Origin of the sequence: Gilliamella sp. Pas-s25 (genome assembly GCF_009795885.1) — a bacterium.
In the GTDB taxonomy this organism is placed as follows: Bacteria; Pseudomonadota; Gammaproteobacteria; order Enterobacterales; family Orbaceae; genus Gilliamella.
This window is the reverse complement of sequence record NZ_WTEV01000015.1, coordinates 12,563-37,224: the sequence shown is the minus strand read 5'-3', so window position 1 is coordinate 37,224 and position 24,662 is coordinate 12,563. Positions and strand designations below refer to the sequence as shown.

23 protein-coding genes are annotated in these 24,662 nt (G+C 35.5%); 21 read left to right on the top strand and 2 right to left on the bottom strand.

Going from position 1 to position 24,662, the window contains the following annotated elements; genetic code table 11:
• Window positions 1-36: 36 nt before the first annotated feature.
• Together zwf and pgl are read left to right on the top strand one after the other, a co-directional pair.
• Window positions 37-1,497, top strand: a complete 1,461-nt coding sequence (gene zwf / locus GQ593_RS08065; protein WP_160431578.1) for a glucose-6-phosphate dehydrogenase — start codon at window positions 37-39, stop codon at window positions 1,495-1,497.
• Window positions 1,498-1,510: 13 nt separating this feature from the next.
• On the top strand, window positions 1,511-2,209 hold the full coding sequence (gene pgl, locus GQ593_RS08060; protein ID WP_160431577.1) for a 6-phosphogluconolactonase: 699 nt from the start codon (window positions 1,511-1,513) through the stop codon (window positions 2,207-2,209).
• 100 nt (window positions 2,210-2,309) lie between these two features.
• On the opposite strand, the gene GQ593_RS08055 is transcribed toward pgl, so the two are convergent.
• Window positions 2,310-2,609, bottom strand: a complete 300-nt coding sequence (locus tag GQ593_RS08055; RefSeq protein ID WP_160431576.1) for a hypothetical protein — start codon at window positions 2,607-2,609, stop codon at window positions 2,310-2,312.
• Between the two features lie 600 nt (window positions 2,610-3,209).
• Between GQ593_RS08055 and mraZ the strand changes: the two genes are divergently transcribed.
• The 19 genes from mraZ to GQ593_RS07960 all read left to right on the top strand — a co-directional run bounded on the left by mraZ (window position 3,210) and on the right by GQ593_RS07960 (window position 23,471).
• A complete protein-coding gene (gene mraZ, locus GQ593_RS08050; protein ID WP_160431575.1) occupies window positions 3,210-3,656 on the top strand; it encodes a division/cell wall cluster transcriptional repressor MraZ in 447 nt (148 codons plus the stop codon).
• A gap of 15 nt (window positions 3,657-3,671) precedes the next feature.
• A complete protein-coding gene (gene rsmH / locus GQ593_RS08045; protein ID WP_160431574.1) occupies window positions 3,672-4,607 on the top strand; it encodes a 16S rRNA (cytosine(1402)-N(4))-methyltransferase RsmH in 936 nt (311 codons plus the stop codon).
• Window positions 4,600-4,983: a cell division protein FtsL gene (ftsL, locus tag GQ593_RS08040; protein ID WP_160431573.1), complete on the top strand. Its 384-nt coding sequence runs from the start codon at window positions 4,600-4,602 to the stop codon at window positions 4,981-4,983. The genes rsmH and ftsL overlap by 8 nt, the downstream gene beginning before the upstream one ends.
• The gene (ftsI, locus tag GQ593_RS08035; RefSeq protein WP_160431572.1) at window positions 4,983-6,761 is read left to right on the top strand and encodes a peptidoglycan glycosyltransferase FtsI; all 1,779 of its coding nucleotides are present in this window, start codon (window positions 4,983-4,985) and stop codon (window positions 6,759-6,761) included. The genes ftsL and ftsI overlap by 1 nt, the downstream gene beginning before the upstream one ends.
• Before the next feature lie 12 nt (window positions 6,762-6,773).
• Window positions 6,774-8,324, top strand: a complete 1,551-nt coding sequence (gene murE / locus GQ593_RS08030) for a UDP-N-acetylmuramoyl-L-alanyl-D-glutamate--2,6-diaminopimelate ligase (protein ID WP_160431571.1) — start codon at window positions 6,774-6,776, stop codon at window positions 8,322-8,324.
• Window positions 8,321-9,676 (top strand): UDP-N-acetylmuramoyl-tripeptide--D-alanyl-D-alanine ligase, encoded by a 1,356-nt coding sequence (gene murF / locus GQ593_RS08025; RefSeq protein ID WP_160431570.1) that lies wholly within the window; start codon window positions 8,321-8,323, stop codon window positions 9,674-9,676. Before murE ends, murF begins: the two co-directional genes overlap by 4 nt.
• An 18-nt stretch (window positions 9,677-9,694) precedes the next feature.
• Complete coding sequence (gene mraY, locus GQ593_RS08020) at window positions 9,695-10,777, top strand: phospho-N-acetylmuramoyl-pentapeptide-transferase (protein ID WP_160431569.1); 1,083 nt, start codon at window positions 9,695-9,697, stop codon at window positions 10,775-10,777.
• A gap of 24 nt (window positions 10,778-10,801) precedes the next feature.
• A complete protein-coding gene (murD, locus tag GQ593_RS08015; RefSeq protein WP_160431568.1) occupies window positions 10,802-12,136 on the top strand; it encodes a UDP-N-acetylmuramoyl-L-alanine--D-glutamate ligase in 1,335 nt (444 codons plus the stop codon).
• Window positions 12,133-13,284 (top strand): cell division protein FtsW, encoded by a 1,152-nt coding sequence (gene ftsW, locus GQ593_RS08010; protein ID WP_081303128.1) that lies wholly within the window; start codon window positions 12,133-12,135, stop codon window positions 13,282-13,284. The genes murD and ftsW overlap by 4 nt, the downstream gene beginning before the upstream one ends.
• A complete protein-coding gene (murG, locus tag GQ593_RS08005; RefSeq protein ID WP_160431567.1) occupies window positions 13,284-14,336 on the top strand; it encodes an undecaprenyldiphospho-muramoylpentapeptide beta-N-acetylglucosaminyltransferase in 1,053 nt (350 codons plus the stop codon). Before ftsW ends, murG begins: the two co-directional genes overlap by 1 nt.
• A 167-nt stretch (window positions 14,337-14,503) precedes the next feature.
• Window positions 14,504-15,952 (top strand): UDP-N-acetylmuramate--L-alanine ligase, encoded by a 1,449-nt coding sequence (gene murC / locus GQ593_RS08000; protein WP_160431566.1) that lies wholly within the window; start codon window positions 14,504-14,506, stop codon window positions 15,950-15,952.
• Between the two features lie 2 nt (window positions 15,953-15,954).
• Complete coding sequence (locus tag GQ593_RS07995; RefSeq protein ID WP_160431565.1) at window positions 15,955-16,863, top strand: D-alanine--D-alanine ligase; 909 nt, start codon at window positions 15,955-15,957, stop codon at window positions 16,861-16,863.
• Window positions 16,864-16,876: 13 nt separating this feature from the next.
• On the top strand, window positions 16,877-17,710 hold the full coding sequence (locus GQ593_RS07990; protein ID WP_160431564.1) for an FtsQ-type POTRA domain-containing protein: 834 nt from the start codon (window positions 16,877-16,879) through the stop codon (window positions 17,708-17,710).
• A 21-nt stretch (window positions 17,711-17,731) separates the two neighbouring features.
• The gene (gene ftsA, locus GQ593_RS07985; protein WP_160431563.1) at window positions 17,732-18,985 is read left to right on the top strand and encodes a cell division protein FtsA; all 1,254 of its coding nucleotides are present in this window, start codon (window positions 17,732-17,734) and stop codon (window positions 18,983-18,985) included.
• Window positions 18,986-19,066: 81 nt separating this feature from the next.
• Window positions 19,067-20,206, top strand: coding sequence for a cell division protein FtsZ (gene ftsZ, locus GQ593_RS07980; protein ID WP_160431562.1), 1,140 nt, complete (start codon window positions 19,067-19,069; stop codon window positions 20,204-20,206).
• A 63-nt stretch (window positions 20,207-20,269) separates the two neighbouring features.
• Window positions 20,270-21,184 carry a UDP-3-O-acyl-N-acetylglucosamine deacetylase gene (gene lpxC, locus GQ593_RS07975; RefSeq protein WP_160431561.1) on the top strand — a complete coding sequence of 305 codons (915 nt, stop codon included), beginning with the start codon at window positions 20,270-20,272 and terminating at the stop codon, window positions 21,182-21,184.
• Window positions 21,185-21,267: 83 nt separating this feature from the next.
• A complete protein-coding gene (gene yfbR / locus GQ593_RS07970) occupies window positions 21,268-21,855 on the top strand; it encodes a 5'-deoxynucleotidase (RefSeq protein WP_160431560.1) in 588 nt (195 codons plus the stop codon).
• Window positions 21,856-22,482: 627 nt separating this feature from the next.
• On the top strand, window positions 22,483-22,824 hold the full coding sequence (locus GQ593_RS07965) for a hypothetical protein (protein ID WP_202115421.1): 342 nt from the start codon (window positions 22,483-22,485) through the stop codon (window positions 22,822-22,824).
• 233 nt (window positions 22,825-23,057) lie between these two features.
• The gene (locus tag GQ593_RS07960; RefSeq protein ID WP_160431559.1) at window positions 23,058-23,471 is read left to right on the top strand and encodes a hypothetical protein; all 414 of its coding nucleotides are present in this window, start codon (window positions 23,058-23,060) and stop codon (window positions 23,469-23,471) included.
• A gap of 171 nt (window positions 23,472-23,642) precedes the next feature.
• Here the strand turns inward: GQ593_RS07960 and GQ593_RS07955 are convergent, their stop codons facing one another.
• Window positions 23,643-24,230 (bottom strand): hypothetical protein, encoded by a 588-nt coding sequence (locus GQ593_RS07955; RefSeq protein ID WP_160431558.1) that lies wholly within the window; start codon window positions 24,228-24,230, stop codon window positions 23,643-23,645.
• Window positions 24,231-24,662 lie beyond the last annotated feature (432 nt).

Genomic DNA, 24,662 nt, shown 5'->3' with positions numbered 1-24,662 from the left:
TAGAATAATTACATTATACCATCCTAGGAGAAAACCATGTCTGATATCCCAGCTTGCGATTTAGTTATTTTTGGTGCTAAAGGGGATTTGACAAGACGTAAATTACTACCGTCTTTATATCAACTAGAAAAATATGGAAAACTACCTGAACAAACTAAGATTTTAGGCGTAGGACGCGCTGATTGGGATCATGCTGCTTATTGTGAAGTTGCAAAAGATGCACTCATTTCATTTATGCCGGAGCCGTTAGACGATAGTATTTGGCAACGATTTAGTCAACGATTGGATTTTCATAAACTAGATGTTAATGATAGCGCTGGTTTTGAACGATTGAAAAATAAACTTGATTCAGGTCATCCCGCTATTTTCTATTTTGCAATGCACCCAGGTACTTTTGGGACGATTTGCCAAGGTTTAGCTGCTGCTGGATTAAATCAATCACAAAATCGTATTGTGATGGAAAAGCCGCTTGGAACTGATTTGCAATCATCTCGCGAAATCAATGATTCGGTGGCTAAATTCTTTAGCGAATCGCAAGTCTATCGTATTGATCATTACTTAGGGAAAGAATCAGTACTAAATCTCTTGGCCTTACGTTTTGCTAATACAGTGTTTGCGTCATTTTGGGATCGTAATTCTATTGATCATGTCGAAATTACGGTGGCAGAACAAGTTGGCATTGAAGGACGTTGGGGGTATTTTGATAAAGCTGGTCAAATGCGTGATATGGTGCAAAATCATTTATTACAAATATTAACCATGATTGCAATGTCACCACCTGCTAACCTTGAAGATGATAGTTTACGTAGTGAAAAGATAGCGGTACTAAATGCCCTTAGACCAATTGATAAAACCAATATACGCGAAAAAGTAGTTCGTGGACAATATACAGCAGGATTTGTTAATGGTGTTAATGTACCGGGCTATTTAGAAGAAGACGGCGCAAATCAAAAAAGCAATACCGAAACATTTGTTGCCATTCGAGTTGATATTGATAACTGGCGTTGGGCGGGCGTTCCATTTTATTTACGTACAGGTAAGCGTTTACCGAGCAAATGTTCTGAAGTTGTTGTTTATTTTAAACCATTACCACTTAATCTATTTAGTGAATTTTATCCACAATTACCACAAAATAAATTGACGATTCGTTTACAACCTGATGAAGGAATGGATATTGAAATTCTAAACAAAGTACCTGGGTTAGATAGCACTCACAATCTGCAAACCACAAAACTTGATTTAAGTTTCAGCGAAACTTTTCACCAACAAAGCGCTGATGCTTATGAGCGTTTATTACTTGAAGTTATGCGAGGGCGCCAAGCGTTATTTGTTCATCGTGATGAAGTTGAAGCAGCATGGAAATGGGTTGATTCAATTATTAGTGCATGGGAAACAGAAAATGAACCACCAAAAACGTATCAAGCGGGCACTTGGGGACCCGTCGCATCGGTTGCCTTAATCACTAAAGATGGGCATTCATGGCACGAATTTGAATAAAGGAAAAGTAACTATGTTTACGTTAAATAAATATCAAAATAGTCAGTTATTGATCGAAGATTTAACCTCACATATTGTCAATGAATTAAAACAGGCCATTGTACAAAAAGGACATGCTTCTATTGCGGTTTCGGGAGGTAAAACACCTATTCCATTATTTGTTTCACTAAGTCAACAAAATATAGAATGGAGCCGAGTTTTTATTACGTTAGTTGATGATAGATGGGTTGATGATAATGATGATGCCAGTAACGAAAAGTTAGTGATGACGCATTTATTACAAAACAATGCAAAATTGGCTAATTTTGTCGGTTTAAAAAACAGTTATGATAATCCATTTGATGGCGCTGAAATGACTGACAGGATGTTAGATAAAATTCCGATGCCATTTGATGTAATTGTTTTAGGTATGGGCGAAGATGGACATACAGCTTCATTATTCCCAGGTGCAGCTAATTTAGCGGCCGGTTTAGATATGAAATCAGGTCGAAAAGTTGTCGGAATGACACCATTAACAGCACCACTAGATCGTATTACTTTAACGTTACCTACTATTTTAAATAGTAAAAATATCTATCTACATTTAGTTGGTGAAAGTAAAATGCATGTATTAGAACAAGCCGAAAAAGATCATAATGTTAATCAAATGCCTATTCGAGCTGTTTTGCAGCAGGACAAAGTGAATGTCACCGGGTTTTGGACTGCATCTTAGCTTTTCTACTGTTTTGTTTGCCGAACTTGCGTCGGCAATGAATTTTTATAATAAATTTTGTTTCCAAAGCACTGGCTCAGCAGTGCTTTGACCTTACCAATTAATCCTCTGCATTCTCTTTTATGGACTTTTCTGCTTGTTTTGCTGTTTTTGTTTTTCTTTTTCGGCTGGCTTTTTTCTTGGGTCTTTTAAATTGACCATAGTCGATAAGCTCACCCGTTTCGTCATCAATCACGCCCCACTCTTGGCTACTATCTAAAATCGCCTTTTGTACCTCGGCTGGGTAATCTGATAGGGTGGTTTCTTTTGGTCGGGGTTTACCGGGTTTACCCGCTTGCCTGATCACTTTTGGCCAACGAGGTTGCCAGCATAGGCATTCCGAAATAAAGTAACCCTTCATTGCAATGTTATCTTTGATTATTTTATTGACTTATCGTCATATCGTTGTTTTATTCTGACTATTTTCAGCATAATGATAATGCAAACAGAATATAAACGATTTTAACGCAAAATTTAACTTTTTTAATCAATGCCTTTGTTTAATATGAATAATTTCAGTTAGTTAAACCAGTAAGTGATAGCGCCTTAACGCCTTTATTAAACAAGCGATTTAAGCAACGTTAGGCTTTATCGATAAAAAATTTAACTTATTAAATTTAAAATAATTTTATTCTGAAACGGTATAGACTCCTGAATATTTTTTACAAAAATTAATCTATTTTTGCACCAATAAAATAGGGAGTAATCCTTATATAAATGAAAATTCACTCAATCTGCCAGCCCATAAAAGAATAGGAAAGCAGAAAGCGTGATTTACCGTTGGCTTTGTTCATTTTGAGGAAGAAAGCCAATCTTTTATAAATAATTAACCAACGACCTATTATTTTGTGAGAATTTGTGGTAAAAAGTGGGGGTTAGTGGTAAAAATAGATTATTTAATTAACATTATGATTTATATTAAATAAAAATTAACAAGAAATTTATAAATAATGGTAATTTTATGTTTAGTGGTGCAATTTCAATCAATTTAGATAATAAAGGACGGTTAGCAATTCCTACTCGTTACCGTGAATCTTTATCTGAAGGTATGGTTTGCACAATTGGTTTATACCATTCTTGTTTGACACTTTATTCTTTGTCTGAATGGAAATGCATCGAACAACAACTTGCGACATTATCAACAATTGTTGAAGCTGAACGTAGAATTAAGCGATTGTTGTTGGGTTATGCAACTGAGTGTTTGATGGACAATTCAGGTCGAATTTTATTGCCACCTACGTTACGTACTTATGCAAAACTAGAAAAAAATACAATGTTTGTTGGTCAATCTAATAAATTTGAAATTTGGGATGAAGCGATTTGGTATCAACAAATTAACGATGATATTGCTGCATTACCAACCGATATTGAAAACTTATCAGATAATTTGAAAAGTTTAACTATTTAATAAGAGTAAAAATTGATGGATTATCAACATACAACGGTTTTATTAAACGAAGCTGTAAACGCATTAAATATAAAAAAAGATGGCATTTATGTTGATGGTACTTTTGGGCGAGGCGGTCATTCTCGTTTAATACTTGAACAACTTGGTGCACAAGGTCGGTTGATTGCAATTGATCGTGATGAGCGTGCTGAGCAAGTTGCTTTACAGATAACAGATCCTCGATTTACTTTTATTCGTGGTGAGTTTTCAAATATGTACCAATATATTGATAAACTTGAACTAATGGGTAAGATTGATGGCATCTTGTTAGATCTTGGTGTTTCATCACCACAACTTGATGACCCCGAAAGGGGATTTTCTTTTATGCGTGATGGACCACTTGATATGCGTATGAATAACCATAAAGGTTTAACAGCAAGTGAATGGTTACTCAGCAGTGATGAAGACGATATCGCGTGGGTGTTAAAGACATTTGGTGAAGAGAAATTTGCCAAGCGTATTGCTCGAGCGATTGTGGAGCAAAATAAAGTTTCACCGATCAGCCGTACTTTGGAGTTGGCTAATTTAATTGAAAAAGCAACACCAAGAAAAGATAAAAATAAGCATCCAGCTACACGTAGTTTTCAGGCTATTCGTATTTATATTAATAGCGAATTGGAAGAAGTTGAGCAAGCATTAAATAGTAGTTTATCCTTGCTTGCTAATCAAGGAAGATTAGCAGTGATTAGCTTTCATTCTTTAGAAGATAGAATTGTAAAGCAATTTATTAATAAACAGAGTAAAGGTCCAGATTTACCTGCTCGATTACCACTAACAGAACAACAAATTAAACAATATGGTGGTGCTAAATTAAGATCTCTTGGCAAAATTAAGCCAAATACTATTGAAATTAATAATAACCCGCGTTCTCGCAGCGCACTATTAAGGGTAGCAGAAAGGAAAGATGAATAGCAACCAATACAATGAGACTTTTCCAAATAAAATTGACTTTGATAAAGATATTCAAAGAAGGCCAAGTAGGAGTTTATTTGGTTTAATTATTGGTGATTTATTTGGTCATCAAAAAATTTCATTGATATTACTTGTAATGATTATTATTTCTGCTGGTGCTGTATTAATAACAACGCAACAGGTTCGTAAGCAACTATTTGAACGCGAGCAACTTTTATTGGAACAAGATGTATTAGAAAGCGAATGGCGAAATTTAGTTATTGAGGAAAATGTACTTGCAGATCCCAAGCGAGTAGAAGAAAGAGCAAAGAATCAATTAGGTATGTCTTATGTGACGCCGCTAAATGAAACAGTTATTGTGATAAAGAGTAAATAATGAAATCCGTCACTAAAAATAAAAAAAACAAAGTAAAAAAGACGACGAAAACAAATAAAGCCAATAAGTTGAATAGTAAAAAGCAATATTTTACTTCTAATCGTTTTTATATTGTATATGGTTTTATTATTTTTGCGATTATTTGTCTTATTGTCCGAATGGCATTGTTGCAAATTATTGAACCCGATAAACTTATTGCAGAAGGTAATAAACGTTCGCTTCGTCATCAAGAAATGGATGCGCCAAGAGCTATGATCACCGATCGTAACGGTCGTGCATTAGCGGTCAGTGTACCAATGTTTGATGTTTGGGCAGATCCTAAAATTGTTATAAAAAAGGGGGGCGTTAAAGCAGATGATATTAGGTGGCAAGGGTTAGCTAAAACGTTAAATATCCCAATGTCGACATTAGCGCAAAAATTGGGTAATCCATCAATGCGATTTGTTTATTTGTCTAAGCAAGTAACGCCAACAATATCTAACTATTTAAAAAAACTAAAGCTACCAGGAATATCGTTTGCGAAAACATCTAAACGTTATTACCCAGCAGCAGAAAATATAGCTCAATTAATTGGTTTAACAGATATTGATGAAAATGGTACTGAAAAAGGTTCTGAGGGTATCGAAAAAAGCTTTAATAAATGGTTAATTGGTGAATCAGGGCAGAGAATAGTGCGACGTGACCGAGTAGGTCGTGTTATTGAAGAATTGGAACGTACAGAAAGTGAAACGGCATCAGACTTAACGCTAAGTATCGATGAACGTCTACAATCATTGGTGTATAGTGAACTTAGTCAAGCTGTTAAATTTAATAAAGCAGACAGTGGAACAGCGGTATTGATTGATGTACATACCGGTGAGATTTTAGCAATGGCAACAAGTCCATCTTATAATCCTAATAATCGTTCATCAATTGATTATAATTTATTGAGAAATAGAGCTGTCACTGATGCGTTTGAGCCTGGTTCTACGGTTAAACCTTTAGTGGTAATGGCCGCTTTAGAAAAGAAAATAGCTAATTTAAATACTATTATTGACACTAGACCATTTTATGTTAATCGCTATGAAATTAAGGACGTGTCATATCAAAAAGCGCTCAATTTAGCTGGTATCTTGGAAAAATCAAGTAATGTTGGCGTAAGTAAATTAGCTTTACAAATGCAACAGGGCGATCTTGTAGAGTTCTATAGCCGCTTTGGACTTGGTCAACCAACGGGGTTAGGTTTAGGTGGTGAGGTTAGTGGCTCAATTGCAGCTGATAGAACCAGAAAATGGGCTGATATTGAACGAGCGACATTTGCATTTGGGTATGGGTTAAGTGTTACACCGTTACAGCTAGCAAGAGCTTATGCGACCATTGGTAGTTATGGAATTTATCGACCTGTATCAATTTTAAAAGTCACAAAACCGGTAAAAGGTCAACGTGTAGTTGCTGAAAAAGAGGCTAAAACAGTAGTTCAATTAATGGAAGCGGTAGCTGTTACTGGTGGAGGAACCAAAGCATCGGTTCCTGGTTACAGTGTTGGTGTTAAAACAGGAACAGCAAAAAAATTATCGGGTGGGCGATATGTTAATCAATATTTAGCGTATACCGCAGGTATCGCGCCTGCAACAGAGCCAAAATATTCCCTTGTAGTTGTGATTGATAATCCAAAAGCAGGTCAATATTATGGTGGTTCGGTTTCTGCTCCTGTTTTTAGCCGAATTATGGGCGGCGTTCTTAGAACGATGAATGTAAAACCAGATCGCCAAGTTGATGGCCAAATGATTATTTATTAATAGGTGGAAATGATGGCTACAAGCTCGTTTAAAACATTATTTGAATTATTAGGTGGAAGTCGTAATCTAAAATTAAACGATGTCCCACTTAATCATTTGCGTATTGATAGTCGTAAAGTGAAAAAAAATGATGTTTTTGTTGCGATCAAGGGACATACTGTTGATGGACGAACATTTATTCCTCAAGCCATCTCAGCAGGTGCAGCTGTCATCTTGATCGAAACAAAAAGAAAATCGAATGATCTAAAAATAGATTATCTTAAAAAAGATAATAAATCGGTCATCCCACAAATCAGTGTTTTTCAACTTTCGCAACGTTTATCATTAATTGCCAATGAGTTTTATCATTCGCCATCGAAAAATTTATCGGTTATTGGCGTAACAGGGACTAATGGAAAAACAACCGTTACCCAGCTCATTGCGCAATGTACAACATTACTTAATGACAAAACAGCTATTTTAGGTACTATTGGTAACGGAATTTATAATCAAATTGAGCCATCAGTTAATACGACAGCTTCGGCAATAGATGTGCAAACATTATTAGCTGATTTTGTAAAAAAACAGGTCAAAGTTGTGGCCATGGAGATTTCTTCTCATGGTCTTGCAATGGATCGTGTTAAAGGACTAAATTGCGTAGCTACCGTATTTACCAATTTAAGTCGTGATCATCTTGATTACCATAAAACCATGAGTAAATATGCTAAAGCAAAATGGTCATTATTTACTCCTGATGAAAAAGAAAAAAAAGTTTTAACTGCCGGTAAATCGATTATTAATTATGATGACAAATATGGTAAACGTTGGATTGAAAAACTTCCGCAAGTGACAGCAGTATCATGCCAACCTAAGTCATTGCGTCGATTAAAAGCCTTAAATATACCTTATGTTGGGGTTTCTATGATTGATTATCATGATAAAGGTGCTCAAATTCATATGGAATCAAGTTGGGGAAACGCCATTATCAATAGCCGATTATTAGGTGAATTTAATGTTTCAAATCTATTATTAGCTATAGCTACGCTTTTAACATTGGACTTTCCATTTTTTGCGGTAATTAATATGGCTTCTTTTTTGAAACCTATTTGTGGACGAATGGAAGTATTGCATATTAAAAATAGTCCAACGGTCATTGTTGATTATGCGCATACTCCTGATGCATTACAAAAAGCATTACAAGCAAGTCGAATTCATTGTAAAGGAACTTTATGGGTGATTTTTGGTTGTGGAGGTGATAGAGATAGCGGTAAAAGACCTTTAATGGCTGCAATAGCAGAACAGTTTGCCGATAAAATTGTTTTGACAAATGACAATCCACGTACTGAAGATGAAATGAAAATTATTGAGGATATTCAGCAAGGTTTACATCATACCGACAACCTATACATAATTACCGATAGGGTGCAAGCCATTACACAAACGTTAAAACAAGCTAAACCTAATGATGTAATTTTAATTGCAGGTAAAGGGCATGAGGATTATCAAATAGTGGGTAAAACTAAATATCACTATTCAGATCAAGAAACAGTTAAAAAGCTTTTAGGAGTAGAGAATCAACCATGATTCCATTAGAAATTGAGCAAATAAAAAAAATAGTGAATGGTAAATCTTATCATATTCCAGATGAAAGTGCTGTGATTGATTGTATTTGTACTGATTCACGAAAAATCGTTAAACAATCGTTGTTTATTGCACTTGTTGGTGATAATTTTGATGGGCATGCTTTTGCTGAGCTTTCTATCAAAGACGGTGCTATAGCTGTGATTGTCGATCATAAACTTGATAAGGCAATACCGCAGATTGTTGTCAAAGATACTCGCTTAGCTTTAGGGGAAATTGCCAATTTTGTCCGCCAAAAAAGTACAGCCAAAATTGTGGCACTTACAGGCTCATCAGGTAAAACATCAGTTAAAGAAATGACAGCAGCCATTTTGCAAAATTGCGGTCAGACTCTTTATACTCAAGGTAATTTCAATAATGACATCGGTGTGCCATTAACTCTTCTGCGCTTAACCAAGCAAGATCAATTTGCAGTAATAGAACTAGGTGCTAATCATATTGGTGAAATTGCCTATACTACTAATCTTGTTAAACCGCAAAGTACTTTAATTAATAATATTGCTGAAGCACACATTGAAGGGTTTGGTTCGCTTGAAGGTGTGGCAAAAGCTAAAGGTGAAATCTTTCAAGGATTACCTAATGATGGTATGGCTATTATTAATTTAGATAGTTGCTCAGATAAATGGTTTGCTCAGCTAACAGATAAAACAGTTTGGACATTTGCGTTGGCCAATACATCAGCCGATTTTTATGCGAGTAATATTCAATATGCTCAACACACGACATTTACATTACATACCCCAAAAGGTGAATGCGCAATTGTGTTACCGCTAGTTGGACAACATAATGTTGCAAATGCTATTGCGGCATCAGCTTTAGCGCTTTCTGTTGGTGCAACCTTTAATCAGATTCAGCAAGGTTTAGCTACTTTAAAGCCAGTAAAAGGTCGGTTATTTCCAATACAATTAAATCAAACCCAATTAATTTGGGATGATACTTATAATGCTAATGTTGGTTCAATGTCGGCAGCAGTGAAAACCTTGGCAAAACAAGCAGGATATCGAGTATTGGTTGTTGGTGATATGGGAGAATTAGGGGTTGAAGCTGAAAAATATCATCGACAAATTGGTGAGCTTGCTCATGATGAAAAACTTGATTGTGTTGTGAGTGTTGGCAATTTAAGTCAATTTATTAGTCAGTATAGTGGTGTGGGTCACCATTTTAACAATAAACCAGATGCTGTGAATTTTCTGTTAACGTTATTACGTCAATATCCAACTTTAACTATGCTAGTTAAAGGTTCACGTAGTGCCAAAATGGAAGAAATCATCGAAAAAATTCAAATTGAACAATAGTGAGTTAGGATTAAAATTATGTTGGTGTGGATATCAGAATATTTAGTGAAACATTTTACCTTTTTTAATGTTATCTCTTATTTAACAGTAAGAGCCATTTTAGGGTTATTAACTTCTTTAGCGATTTCTTTATTTTTTGGTCAGAAAGTGATTGATGGGTTACAAAAACTGCAAATTGGGCAAGTTATTCGTCATGATGGACCCGAATCACATTTAAGTAAAAAAGGTACGCCGACTATGGGGGGCGTGCTTATTTTAGCATCGATTATCTTATCGGTATTTTTATGGGCAGATCTTCGTAATCCTTATGTTTGGGTTACCTTATTTGTTTTAATTGGTTATGGCATTATTGGATTTGCCGATGATTATTTAAAAGTGATTCGTAAAAATAGTGCTGGTCTTATTGCAAGATGGAAGTATTTTTGGCAATCGGTTATTGCATTAATTGTTGCTTTTGGTCTGTATGTTTATGGGAAAGATAGCGCAGTAACAGTACTGGTTTTACCCTTTTTAAAAGATGTTATGCCACAATTGGGGTTATTATTTATTTTGCTTACTTACGTTGTGATTGTTGGCGCTGGTAATGCTGTGAATTTAACCGATGGACTTGATGGACTAGCCATTATGCCAACTGTCTTTGTTGCAGCTGGTTTTGCTCTCGTATCTTGGGCAACAGGTAATGTTAATTTTGCTGCTTATTTACATATTCCTTATATTAAATTCAGTGGTGAATTGATGATTGTCTGCACCGCAATTATTGGTGCGGGTCTTGGCTTTTTATGGTTTAACACATATCCAGCAATGGTTTTTATGGGCGATGTTGGGTCGTTAGCTTTGGGCGGTGTGTTCGGTATTATTGCAGTTTTATTAAGACAAGAATTTTTATTACTGATAATGGGCGGAATATTTGTTATTGAAACACTATCAGTCATTTTACAAGTTGGTTCATATAAATTACGCGGTAAACGGATATTTAAAATGGCGCCGATTCATCATCATTATGAATTAAAAGGTTGGCCTGAGCCTCGCGTTATTGTTCGGTTTTGGATTATATCATTAATGTTGGTATTGATTGGTTTATTAACCTTGAAGTTGCGTTAATTAAGAATAAATCAGGATGGAATCATGGTTAGCTATCAGGGCAAAAATGTTGTTATTATTGGGTTAGGCATCACAGGGCTTTCTTGTGTTGACTATTTTCTCGCTCAAAATGTTATACCTAAAGTTATTGATACACGTTCATCTCCATCAGGGATTGAGCAATTAGATAAACGTGTTGCGTGTCACTTAGGCGAGCTAAATATTGATTGGATGCTTGATGCTGACTTAATCATTGCCAGCCCTGGTATTGCTTTATCTACGCCCGAACTGCAACAAGCAGCTAAAAAAGGGGTTGAAATTATTGGTGATATTGAGCTATTTTGCCGTGAAGTAAATGCGCAATCCAATAAACAAATTGTCGCTATCACAGGTGCTAATGGTAAAACAACGGTAACAACTCTTGTCGGCGATATCATTAAATCATCCGGTATTAAAGTCGGTGTTGGAGGGAATATAGGCGAACCTGCACTATCCCTTTTAAAGCAGGATTACGATATCTATGTGCTCGAATTATCAAGCTTCCAACTAGAAACAACTTACACTTTACAAGCGACAGTTGCGACAATTTTAAATATCTCAGAAGATCATATGGATCGCTATCCGCTTGGTTTAATGCAGTATACCGAGGCTAAACAACGCATTTATCATAATGCAAAATATTGTGTCACTAACTATGATGATAAATTAACATCACCAATATCTAAGCACCATGCTTGTGTTTCATTTGGATTAAAAATGGGCGATTATCATTTAGATAGTCAATGTGAACATTTAATTGCTCAAAATAGTCCTGTTTTATCGACCAAAGTGATGAAGCTAGTTGGTTGTCATAATTATCTTAATGCTTTAGCTGCTTTGGCTATAGCAGATAAATTAAATATTGCTCGAGAGTCAAGTTTAGCAACAATCGCTTCATTTCAAGGTTTACCGCATCGTTTTGAATTGGTTTTTGAACAAAATGGTGTGAAATGGATTAATGATTCTAAAGCGACCAATGTGGGGAGCACGGAAGCAGCCTTAAAAAGTGTTGTTTGTCAGGGCAAATTATATTTATTATTAGGGGGAGATGGAAAATCAGCGGATTTTTCGCCTTTAACTCCTTATTTACTGAATAACAATCTTGAAGTTTTCTGTTTTGGGCGAGATCGTAATTTGTTGGCTAAATTAGCGCCAGCTGTCACAACAATGACTGAAACAATGGCCGATGCCATACAAATTATTGCACAAAAAGTAGCAGCAAATGATGTGGTTTTACTTTCTCCAGCTTGTGCAAGTCTCGATCAATTTAAAAATTATATTGATCGAGGAAACCAATTTGCCAAACTTGCCAAAGAATATGTTCATAGGAGTAAACAATGACATTTTTTTGGATAAAAAAACAAGTTAATCCAAATATACCATTTGATAATTCATTACTTTGGACTGTGTTTGGTTTAATGATATTTGGTCTGATAATGGTCACATCAGCATCGATGTCATTTAGCGAAAGTAATCCTTTCTTTTATACACAACGAGAGCTTATTCAGTTAGGACTATCACTCTTTTTAATGTTTATTACGTTGTATATTCCGATGCAACGTTGGCAGCAGTTTGGTTCAGTGTTACTAATTATTGCTATTATTATGTTGATCGTTGTGCTAGGCATTGGATCTTCAATTAATGGCGCATCTCGTTGGATACCCTTAGGTGTATTCAATTTTCAACCAGCAGAGCTTTCAAAATTAGCACTCTTTTTATTTTTAGCGGGTTACTTATCTCGTAAATCCGAAGAAGTGCAAAGTGGTTTTTGGGGATTTTTTAAACCAATGGTTGTCATGGCCGTACTTTCAATTTTATTACTTAAGCAACCCGATTTGGGTACAGTTATTGTTTTGTTTATGGTGACTATTGGTATCTTATTTATTGCTGGTGCTCAATTGTGGCAATTTATTGCTATTTTGCTAACAGGGGTTGGTGCAGTGATTTGCTTGATCTTATATGAAGCCTATCGATTAACTCGGCTATTGACCTTTCTTGATCCCTGGCAAGATGCAACAGGTTCAGGTTATCAATTAGTTGCATCTTTAATGGCAATTGGTAGTGGAGGAATTACTGGTCAAGGTATGGGAAATTCTATCTTGAAATTGGGATATTTACCTGAATGCCATACTGATTTTATTTTTTCAATTATTTCTGAAGAGTATGGATATATAGGCGTGGTTGCTTTATTGTCATTACTTTTCTTTTTGACATTTAAGGCGCTTGCAATTGGTTATCGAGCTTTGAATGAAGGTTCATTGTTTTCAGGTTATTTGGCCTGTGAAATTGGTATATGGTTTGGTTTTCAAACATTCGTTAATGTTGGCGTTACATCAGGTATGTTACCGACTAAAGGATTAACCTTACCATTTATTAGTTATGGTGGTTCAAGTCTTATCGTGATGAGTATTGCGGTTGCCATATTACTCAGAATAGATTTTGAATTTAGACAACAACAAGCGCAAGCAAGAATAAGGTTATTAAAGTAATGAAAAAATTATTAGTTATGGCGGGGGGAACAGGAGGACATGTTTTTCCAGGTATTGCTGTTGCGCATTATTTAATGAAGCAAGGTTGGCAAGTAAGATGGTTAGGTACCGCCGATCGAATGGAAGCTCATCTTGTCCCAGAAAATGGTATTGATATTGATTTTATCGAAATATCAGGGCTACGAGGCAAAGGTATGATGGCACTATTAAAAGCGCCTTATAAAATTCTAAAAGCAGTTTTACAAGCTCGAAAGATTTTAAAAACCTATCGTCCTGATGTTGTTTTAGGTATGGGAGGATATGTTTCTGGTCCTGGCGGGATCGCCGCCAAAACCCTTGGCATACCAGTTGTATTACATGAGCAAAACGGCATTGCAGGATTAACTAATAAGTGGCTAGCTAAAATTGCCACTAAAGTTTTGCAAGCATTTCCTACCGCTTTTCCTAAGGCTGAAGTAGTGGGTAATCCTGTGCGTTGTGATCTTTTAACTGTTGCAAAACCTGAAGAACGATTCAAAGATCGTCATGGACCAATTAGAGTATTAGTCATGGGAGGAAGCCAAGGCGCTAAAGTTCTTAATGACATTGTGCCTCAAGTGATAACAAAGTTGTCGGATAAATATGTGGTATGGCATCAAACAGGAAAAGGAATGTTAAATTCAGTAATTGAGTCTTATCAAGATTGTGATATGACAAATAATAAAGTGACTGAATTTATATCTGATGTTGCCGGTGCATACAGTTGGGCAGATATTGTAATTTGTCGCAGTGGAGCATTAACTGTTAGTGAAATTCAAATTGTCGGTATTGGCGCTATTTTTATTCCGTTTATGCATAAAGATCGTCAGCAATTTTGGAATGCAAAATCATTAGCTGATATAGGGGCGGCTGATATTATAGAGCAACCAGATTTTAATGTTGAATCGTTAGCAAATTTATTATTAAATTTACATCGCGACAAATTACTTGAAATGGCAATTAAAGCTAAAAGTCTCTCAATTGTAAATTCCACTGAAAAAGTGGCACAAACCCTTGAGTCAGTGATAAAATGATTAGTTTATGATATAAGTTTATGTAATAATTTTGCCAAAAAGTTTCAGGTTAGGTGCATGTTTGAGTCAATGATTTGTTTGGACTAAAAAAATAATTGCGATACAAATATTTAATGATGATATGACGCAATACACTGCACAACAAAAGAATAATTAGGAGTTCGATAGTGAATACAAGGGAATTAGCGGAGTTAAGGGCAATTATTCCTGAAATGAAACGAGTCAAACATATTCACTTTGTGGGTATTGGCGGCGCGGGTATGGGGGGAATTGCTGAAGTGCTAGCTAATGAAGGATACGAAATTAGCGGTTCAGATATTGCTGAAAATGCGGTAACCCAACATCTAGAAACGTTAGGTGCAAAAATTGTCGTTGGTCACGCGGCTGAAAATGTGATTAATTCTAGTGTTGTTGTTATATCTTCGGCTATTTCACAAGATAATATTGAAGTGGTTGCTGCTCGTCAAGCACGTATACCCGTCATTCAACGAGCTGAAATGCTCGCTGAATTAATGCGTTTTCGCTATGGAATCGCTATTGCTGGCACACATGGTAAAACCACAACAACCGCGATGGTAACTGCAATTTATGCTGAAGCAAAACTGGATCCAACTTTTGTTAATGGTGGGTTAGTAAAAGCGGCAGGAACTCATGCTCAATTAGGTAGCAGTCGTTATTTTATTGCCGAAGCCGATGAAAGTGATGCATCGTTTCTTCATTTGCAACCAATGGTGTCAATTGTAACCAATATTGAACCTGATCATATGGATACTTATCAAGGCAGCGTTGAAAACCTGAAACAAACATTTATTTCATTTTTACATAATCTACCGTTTTATGGTTTAGCTGTTATGTGTTATGACGATCCGATTAACCGTGAGCTGTTACCTATTGTAGGACGTAAGATTATTACTTATGGATTTAATGAAAAAGCGGACGTTGTTATCAAAAATTACCGACAAGAGCGAGGTGTAAGTTATTACACTGTTTGTCGTCCAAATCATAAAGATCTACATATAGAATTAAACGCACCTGGTAAACATAATGCTTTGAACTCGGCAGCAGCAATTATTGCTGCAACCGAAGATGGTATTGATGATGAATCAATTATAAATGCATTAGCTAAATTTGCAGGTACCAGTAGGCGCTTTGATCTGTTAGGTGTATTCCCCCATATTAATGGAGGGGATATTATGATGGTTGATGATTATGGTCATCATCCAAGTGAAGTTAATGCAACAATTCAAGCTGCTAGAAATGGTTGGCCTGATCGTCGCTTAGTTATGTTATTTCAACCTCATCGATATACACGAACTCGTGATTTATTTGATGACTTTGCACAAGTACTTTCTCAAGTTGATGCTCTTGTGATGTTAGATGTTTATTCAGCGGGTGAACCGCCTATTGCTGGGGCTGATAGTCGATCTTTATGTCGTTCAATTCGTAATCGGGGTAAAGTTGATCCTATTTATGTTTCTGATTTAGATATCTTACCTGAAATTATGGAAGAGATATTACAAGGTGGAGATTTATTATTAACACAAGGTGCTGGTAGTGTTGGTCGTATTGCTCGTCAACTAGCCAAAACTCAATTATTTTCAAAAGAGGTTTTATAAAAATGGTTGATAAAGTTGCTGTATTGTATGGTGGTACCTCTGCTGAGCGAGAAGTGTCTCTTAAGTCAGGTAAAGCTGTACATGCAGGATTATTGGCAAATGGTATTGATGCTCATCTTATTGACACGAAAAATTACGCTATCACACGATTAAAAGAAGAAGGATTTACAAAAGTATTTAATATTTTACACGGACGTGGTGGAGAAGATGGTATCATTCAAGCAATGTTGACTTATCAAGATATTCCTTATACTGGTAGTGATGTTCTTTCATCTGCACTGACTATGGATAAGTTAAAAACTAAGTTAGTTTGGAAAGCGCTTGGTCTACCTGTTGCTGATTATGTTATGGTTAATAAATCGCAGATGGTTGATATTGATGCTATTGTAAAACAACTTGGATTACCGTTATTTGTAAAACCAATTCATGAAGGCTCTAGTGTAGGTATGGCTCGGGTTAATGAAGCCTCTGAATTGAAAAGTGCGATTGACATGGCGTTTCAATATGATGATGCGGTTATGATTGAATCATTTTTAGCTGGTCCAGAATTTACAGTGGCAATTGTTGGTGAAGAAGTTTTACCTGCAATTGGCATTAAACCCACTACCAAATTTTATGATTATGATGCAAAGTATTTATCGGACTCAACGCAATATTTTTGTCCAAGTGGATTACCAGATGACAAAGAACAACAGATTCGCAAATTAGCATTAGATGCTTATAAAGCGGTTGGATGCAGAGGCTGGGGACGGGTCGATGTTATGTTTGATGCGAATCAAAATCCGTACTTGCTTGAAGTGAATACAGCACCTGGTATGACCGATCATAGCTTAGTACCAATGGCAGCCAAACAACATGGTTGGTCATTTAATGAACTTGTAGCCAGAATCTTAAATTTGGCAACGCTATAATTGGCCTTATTTTATGAAACAAGTTCGGCAAGCAGCACATAGACGAGATGATAAAAATAAAAGGCGGCTGCTTATTTTTCGTAATACAGAACAATTGATAGGCTTTTTGTTCTTTATTATGATTATTTTCATTAGTATTTGGGTAGTTCAAAGCTTTAAAAATTGGATGGATGATCCAGAACAAATGGTATTGTCGCAATTAACGTTAAGTGGTGAACATACCTATACAACTGAGGATGATCTTCGGAAAGCCATTCTAGGATTAGGCTTACCTAATACCTACATTGGACAAGATGTTAATGATATACAGCAAGAAGTGATGCGATTTCCATGGGTTAAACAAACCAGTATACGTAAGCAGTGGCCAGACAGATTAATTGTCTATGTGGAAGAATATAAACCAGTGCTTTATTGGAATGACCTATTTTTACTGGATAAAAACGGTAATGTTTTTAGCGTGCCACTTGATCGTATTGCCACATTACAATTACCAAGGCTATACGGTCCTGAGGGCAAAGCAAAACCAGCGTTAGAAGTTTATTATAAATTAGATAATCTTTCTAAAAAATTAGCTAATAATCAGTTGGCATTACATATAAAAGCAGCTATAACTGATGAGCGTAATGCATGGCAATTAATGGTAGAACAGTGTATATCTGGTACTTGCTTTGAAAATCGGGAAATGAAGTTGCTGTTAGGTAGTGAAAACATTGAACAGCGATATCAACAATTTATTAAATTATTTCCAGAAATTCAATCAAGAGTGCCAGAAAGTGAAAGAATAACGGTAGCTGATTTACGTTACGAAAATGGTATTTCAGTGCAAAAAGAAAAAATGGTGCAGTAAGGAATAAATTAAGGCTGAAGTATGAAAGCAACAGAAAAAAAATTGGTTGTTGGACTAGAAGTTGGTACATCCAAAGTACTCGCTCTTGTTGGTGAAGTTCTTCCTGATGGTATTGTTAATATTATTGGCGTAGGGCATTGCCCATCAAAAGGGGTTGATAAAGGTGGTGTAAACGATCTTGAGTCTGTCGTGAAATCAATCCAGCGAGCGGTTGATCAAGCAGAATTAATGGCTGATTGCCAAATATCTTCAGTATATCTAAGCCTTTCAGGTAAACATATCCGTTGCCAAAATGAAATAGGTATGGTGCCAATATCGGATGAAGAAGTAACAGCTGAAGATGTAGAAAATGTTATCCATACAGCAAAATCAGTTAGAATTTTAGATGAGCACCGTATTTTGCATGTCATTGCACAAGAATATTCTATTGATTTACAAGAAGGCATTAAAAATCCTATTGGCTTATCAGGGGTAAGAATGAAAGCCAAAGTTCATTTAGTCACCTGTCATAATGATATGGCTAGAAATATTGTTAAAGCCGTTGAACGTTGTGGATTGAATGTAGATCAACTTATTTTTTCTGGATTGGCTTCTAGCTATGCAGTTTTAACGGATGATGAAAAAGAACTAGGCGTTTGCGTAATTGATATAGGTGGTGGCACAATGGATGTCACGGTTTATACTGGTGGTGCTTTACGTCATTCTGTTGTCATTCCTTATGCGGGTAATGTTGTTACGAGTGATATTGCCTATGCCTTTGGTGCACCGCCAATGGATGCTGAAAATATTAAGATTCGTTATGGGTGCGCTGTCGGTTCGTTAATTGGTAAAGATGAAGTTATTGATGTACCAAGTGTAGGTGGTAGACCATCTCGCTCACTACAACGACAAACTCTAGCTGACGTAATTGAACCACGTTATTCAGAACTTCTCTCGTTGGTACAAAAAGAGTTACTTACATTACAAGAAGAACTTAAAAAACAAAATATCAAATACCAATTAGCGGCAGGTATTGTATTAACTGGTGGCGGTGCTCAAATAAAAGGAATGGTCGAGTGTGCTGAAAAAGTGTTTCAAAATCAAGTTCGTATTGGGCAGCCATTGAATATATCTGGATTAACAGACTATGTACAAAAACCTTATTGTTCAACAACGATAGGGCTATTACATTATGGAAAACAAAGTTTATTAAATGATGATGCAAAAGATAGTAATAAATCATCATTAAAAGGGATAGCTAAACGATTGACCGGTTGGTTTAAAAAAGAGTTTTAGCTAATATATTTCAAGAACTTCGTGGACATTGTAGATGATTATCTGTACAATGTGCCTAGATCGTAAATTTGGAGATAAGTTATGTTTGAGCCTATGGTTGCAGATGATGAACCAGCAGCAGTCATTAAAGTTATTGGTGTCGGTGGTGGCGGAGGTAATGCTGTCGAGCATATGATTGCTGAGCATATTGAAGGTGTTGAGTTTTTTGCGGCAAATACCGATGCACAGGCATTAAAAAGAATTAAGGTAGGTCAAACTATCCAGATCGGTACTAATGTTACTAAAGGACTTGGTGCAGGTGCTAATCCAGAAGTGGGTAGGAATTCTGCTGAAGAAGATCGTGAGGTCATCCGTAGTGCCATCGAAGGTGCTGATATGGTTTTTATCGCAGCTGGAATGGGGGGAGGCACTGGAACAGGTGCTGCACCAGTCGTTGCAGAAATAGCAAAAGAATTAGGTATTCTAACGGTTGCTGTTGTTACTAAGCCTTTTGGTTTTGAAGGTAAAAAACGAATGGCTTTTGCTGAGCAAGGTATATCTGAATTGGCAAAACATGTTGATTCACTGATTACTATTCCGAATGATAAGTTATTAAAAGTGTTAGGTCGTGGCGTTAAATTACTGGATGCTTTTGCTGCTGCTAATGGTGTTTTAAAAGGTGCTGTGCAAGGTATTGCTGAGCTTATTACTAAACCTGGTCATATCAATGTCGACTTCGCTGACGTAAGAACAGTGATGTCTGAAATGGGATATGCGATGATGGGATCTGGTCGAGCTAGCGGCGATAACCGTGCGGAAGAAGCTGCCGAAATGGCAATTTCGAGTCCATTGCTTGAAGATATCGATTTATCAGGGGCTCGAGGTGTATTAGTCAATGTCACTGCAGGGCTAGATCTTGGTTTAGAAGAGTTTGAAACAGTTGGTAGTACAGTTAGAGCATTTGCTTCTGACAATGCCACCGTTGTTGTTGGTACGACTTTTGATCCTGATATGTCTGATGAGATTCGAGTAACAGTGGTTGCAACTGGTATTGGTATGGATAAACGTCCAGAAGTTAAAATGCCTAAACCTGTGCCACGCAATGATTTATTTGGTCAAAGTAATACTCTAGGTCAACAAGAAGATAAATTAGCGAAAGTTGTTAATGAACCAACAGCTTCTCCTCTTGAGGATCACAAGATTTTAGATATTCCTGCTTTTATCCGTAAGCAAGCGAATTAAAATGAACTTATTTGATTTTTTATTGTCAAAGTCGATAAGAACACATAACAAAGTAGGTGCAAAGTGAAACAAAGAACATTAAAAAAGACTATTCAAGCAACTGGTGTTGGTTTACATACCGGTAAGAAAGTTACTTTGACATTACGTCCTGCGCCAGAAAATACAGGTATCATTTATCGTCGTACCGATCTAAATCCATATGTGGATTTTCCGGTAGATGCAAAATCTGTGCGCGATACCATGCTTTGTACTTGTTTAATAAACGAAGACAATGTTCGTATTTCTACTGTTGAGCATATCAATTCTGCTTTAGCAGGGCTTGGTATTGACAATATTATTATTGAAGTTAATGCTCCTGAAATACCTATTATGGACGGTAGTGCAAGCCCATTTGTTTATTTATTACTTGATGCGGGTATTGCAGAACAAAATGCACTCAAAAAGTTTTTGCGTATAAAAGAAACAGTTCGAGTTGAAAATGGCGATAAATGGGCTGAAGTAAGGCCTTACAGTGGTTTTAGATTAGATTTCACTATTGATTTTCATCATCCGGCTATTGATAGTAGCTCGCAACGTTATCAATTAGATTTTTCGTCTGAATCGTTTATTCGCCAGATTAGCCGTGCTAGAACTTTTGGTTTTATGCGTGACATTGAAGCGTTACAGTCTAAAGGCTTATGCTTGGGCGGTAGCTTAGATTGTGCAATTGTGGTTGATGATTATAAAGTGCTTAATGAAGACGGTTTACGTTTTGAAGATGAGTTTGTACGTCACAAAATGCTTGATACTATCGGCGATTTATATATGAGCGGTCATAATATGATTGGTGAAGTAGTTTGTTATAAATCTGGTCATGCATTGAATAATCAATTATTGCAAGCATTGCTAGCAAAACAAGATGCATGGGAATATGTGACATTTACAGAAGAGCAAACAGTGCCACTAGCATTGGGTACGCAGCAGCTTATTCTAGCGTAAAATCATAAGTAATATTGTTATATATTATAAACGCTCCTATTTTTAATGGGGGCGTTTTTATTTTATATTAAAGAGATAATTAAATGAATAATAGCCATTTTTTTGCTCATTTGTCACGATTGAAACTAATTAATCGTTGGCCTTTAATGCGTAATGTAAGAATTGAAAATGTATCGGAGCATAGCTTACAAGTTGCTTTTGTTGCACATGCTTTAGCAATAATTAAAAACAAAAAATTTAATGGTCATGTGAATCCCGAGCGAATTGCATTATTAGCCATGTATCATGATGTTTCAGAAGTCATAACTGGTGATTTACCAACACCTACAAAATATTATAATCCGCAAATCACGATTGAATATAAAAAGATTGAAAAAATAGCACAACAAAAACTTATTAATATGCTCCCTGAAGAGTTACAAGATGATTTTAGAACGTTAATCGATGATGATTTTTATGATGAATCAGAAAAAAACATTGTAAAACAAGCGGATACGTTATGTGCTTATCTTAAAACGATTGAAGAACTCAGTGCGGGTAATAATGAATTTAAATTGGCTGAACAACGTTTAAAAAAGACTTTATCCGAACGCAGTAGCCCTGAAATGAATTACTTTTTAGATGTTTTTATTCCAAGCTTTAGCTTGTCATTAGATGAAATAACTATGTAATAATGATTTATCTAGCTAATTGTTGCCTATTGTGCCTTTATCATATTTTATATTATGAAGTGTAAATATCTTGGTGTTTTCCTGTATTTTAGATGTGACCGCTTGGTGTCGACATGCAGCATTTGGCCTATACTGGTTTTGTTATACCATTTAGCTGCCGGCTTAATTGATCTTCAGAGAATTTTCAATTTAGGCATTTAAATTTAAATAGCGCAAAATCTCAGGTATCAATAACAATATTTAGACAGCGAAACTGGCTTATATTACAATCTTTCCAGATATTATGACGCTTTAGCCAGCCTGAACAGAGTGGTTGACTCTGTATCCGTATGCGCCTAATAGGTTGCTTGGATCGATTCGACTGCGGCAGTTTTGTCGATACAATTAAACATGCAATTACAACAACAGGCAAAAATTCCAAATTGCAGAAATATTTAAATTTACAAGTAAAATAAAAATTAATAGAGTTCCTTTCAAGAAAATCGATTATTTCTATCTACACAATATTCACAAAGAACGTTATAAGGCATTTTCATCTTGAAATAAATCTAAAGGCGTATTCAATTCAGATGGTACATTTAATAAAAAGAAATCTGTGTTAACAAAAAGAGAGACTAGGTTGTTGAAATGAACTTACACATAAAAAATGACTTAAAAAATAAAATATTGCAGAATAGAGATGATTTAATAAAAGATACTTTTTGCTATTCATTATTTGAAGAAGGTTTTTTTCATGCCAATTTAATTGAGATTATAATAAAAAATGTAGAACAATATCTATCTCTAGTTAAAAATGACATTGATATAAAAAAACTTTTAATTTGGATTTGTCAATGTGTCGACCAATGTTTCATTTCTCACCATGATAAAGATGATTATTACACTATAAAAAACTATTCCCCTAAAATTGAAAATAAATGGATTAATGGCTGGAAAGCAAGAATACAATTATTAGTTGAAAAATTATAAAATAAAAAATGAAATATTATCGGGTTACCTCTTAATTTTGCCATTCACATTGCGACTACCGTACCGATCTGAATGGCTGTTTGTGAGAGCTTACTGGTGCGAACGGCGAAATACTCTGTGGGAATGAAACTATCAGGTTTGAGGTAAGCGTATTTAGGAAATTGAACACGAATCAATAGAGTAAAACTTCAGATATCAGGGACAATATTTAGACAGGAAAACGTTTATTAATTATGAATAAGAGCAAATACAATAATCCTTATCATCCATTTCCCTATGAAATGAAAGGGCAATTTTTTGAAAGATTAGAAGAAAATAAAACTCGTTTTATTGAGATTTATTCTATTGAATATAAGAAACCTAAGGAAGACGATGACGAATGGGAATTTTCCTTGTATTCACTTTATATAGATCAACTTATAAGACCAATAATAGATGAAGAAGAAGTGTTTTTTTTATACAAGCTCCGTACATATTATGCAGACCCCGCATTAACGGATAATGATAGTGCATTCAATCAATCAATAACTTCATTTGAACAATATGTTTTTTCTAATTTCGATGAGTTATTAGAATATGTTGAGCAACGATGGAAAATAGGATTAAGTGATTTTGTTCCAATTAATGAAACAAATATACCTTATTAAACAATGAAAATATTAAGTTACATAATATTCCAAGGCGGTTAAGTGTCAATAAAAGTAAATTAAGAGGAAATTACCATTACAGTAGTTTCTCAAATTATTGTGAAACAACACAATTAGTTTTTTGATACCAAAATAAATAATAGAATTAAAAAATATATTGAAACCAACTCGTTATTGACGTAATAAGCATTCTTGAATTTTATCAACTTCTTTATTGAGCGCTTCAATCACAAGGTTAGGATGAGCGCTCTCAAGCGTTTTAACATTCTCAAATCCATCATTTACGACTGAACCAGTATATTGTTGCGCTTGCTTAATGTTGCTGAATAAATAATGGATGTTATTTTGATTGCGAGTCGTTGTTAAGGTATAGCTGACAAAATATTTAGTGTGATGTAGATAGTCAGTTACAGCTTCGGCGACAACATGATTACCTTCAACTAGCTTGATTGTGTCACCACCACTAACCGCGATTGATTGTTGATTTGGTATATTATAATAAGACCACCAAGGCGAACCAAAATAATTTTCACTGGTTAATACAACAGGGCTGTTATCCAGTTCTTGAGCGATGCATAATGATAATGATGAGTGAAAGACTGTAATAGGCCGTGACGTGTTATATTTATTTAAAATATCCACACCTGATGAATTTTGAGCTATTTCAACGCCACTAGTCTGATAAATGGACATCATTTTTTGAGATGCGCAACTAGTTAGCATAGCTAAAACGGCAACATAACCAATTAACTTTTTCATACCCTATCCTTTTTGAATAAGCTAATTAATTCTAGCTGTTTATTGATCAATTTGCTAGTGTTGGAAAATAGTGAATACAAATTTTATTAATATGCAGACACTATTTGCCTTGTCTACAGTAATTTTAAAAACTACAGCAATGAATAAGCATAAAACAAAACTAACGCCTTATTCCAGATAAGAAATAGGTGCTTATATCATAAAGATAAAATCACCGTCACTGATTAGGCGAAACGTTTTATGGTCAGCTGTTCGATTATTTAACGTTATAAAACAAAACCATAAGAGATGGATTAAACGTCTGAAGTTGAAAACTCCATTGAAGATAAATTAAGCTGGCAAGCTAGATGTTCGCGTTTTAGGTTATATTTTTGTAAAAAATATTCAGGATTCTATACCGTTTCGTGGTTATTTGACAATTGCATTATCTAT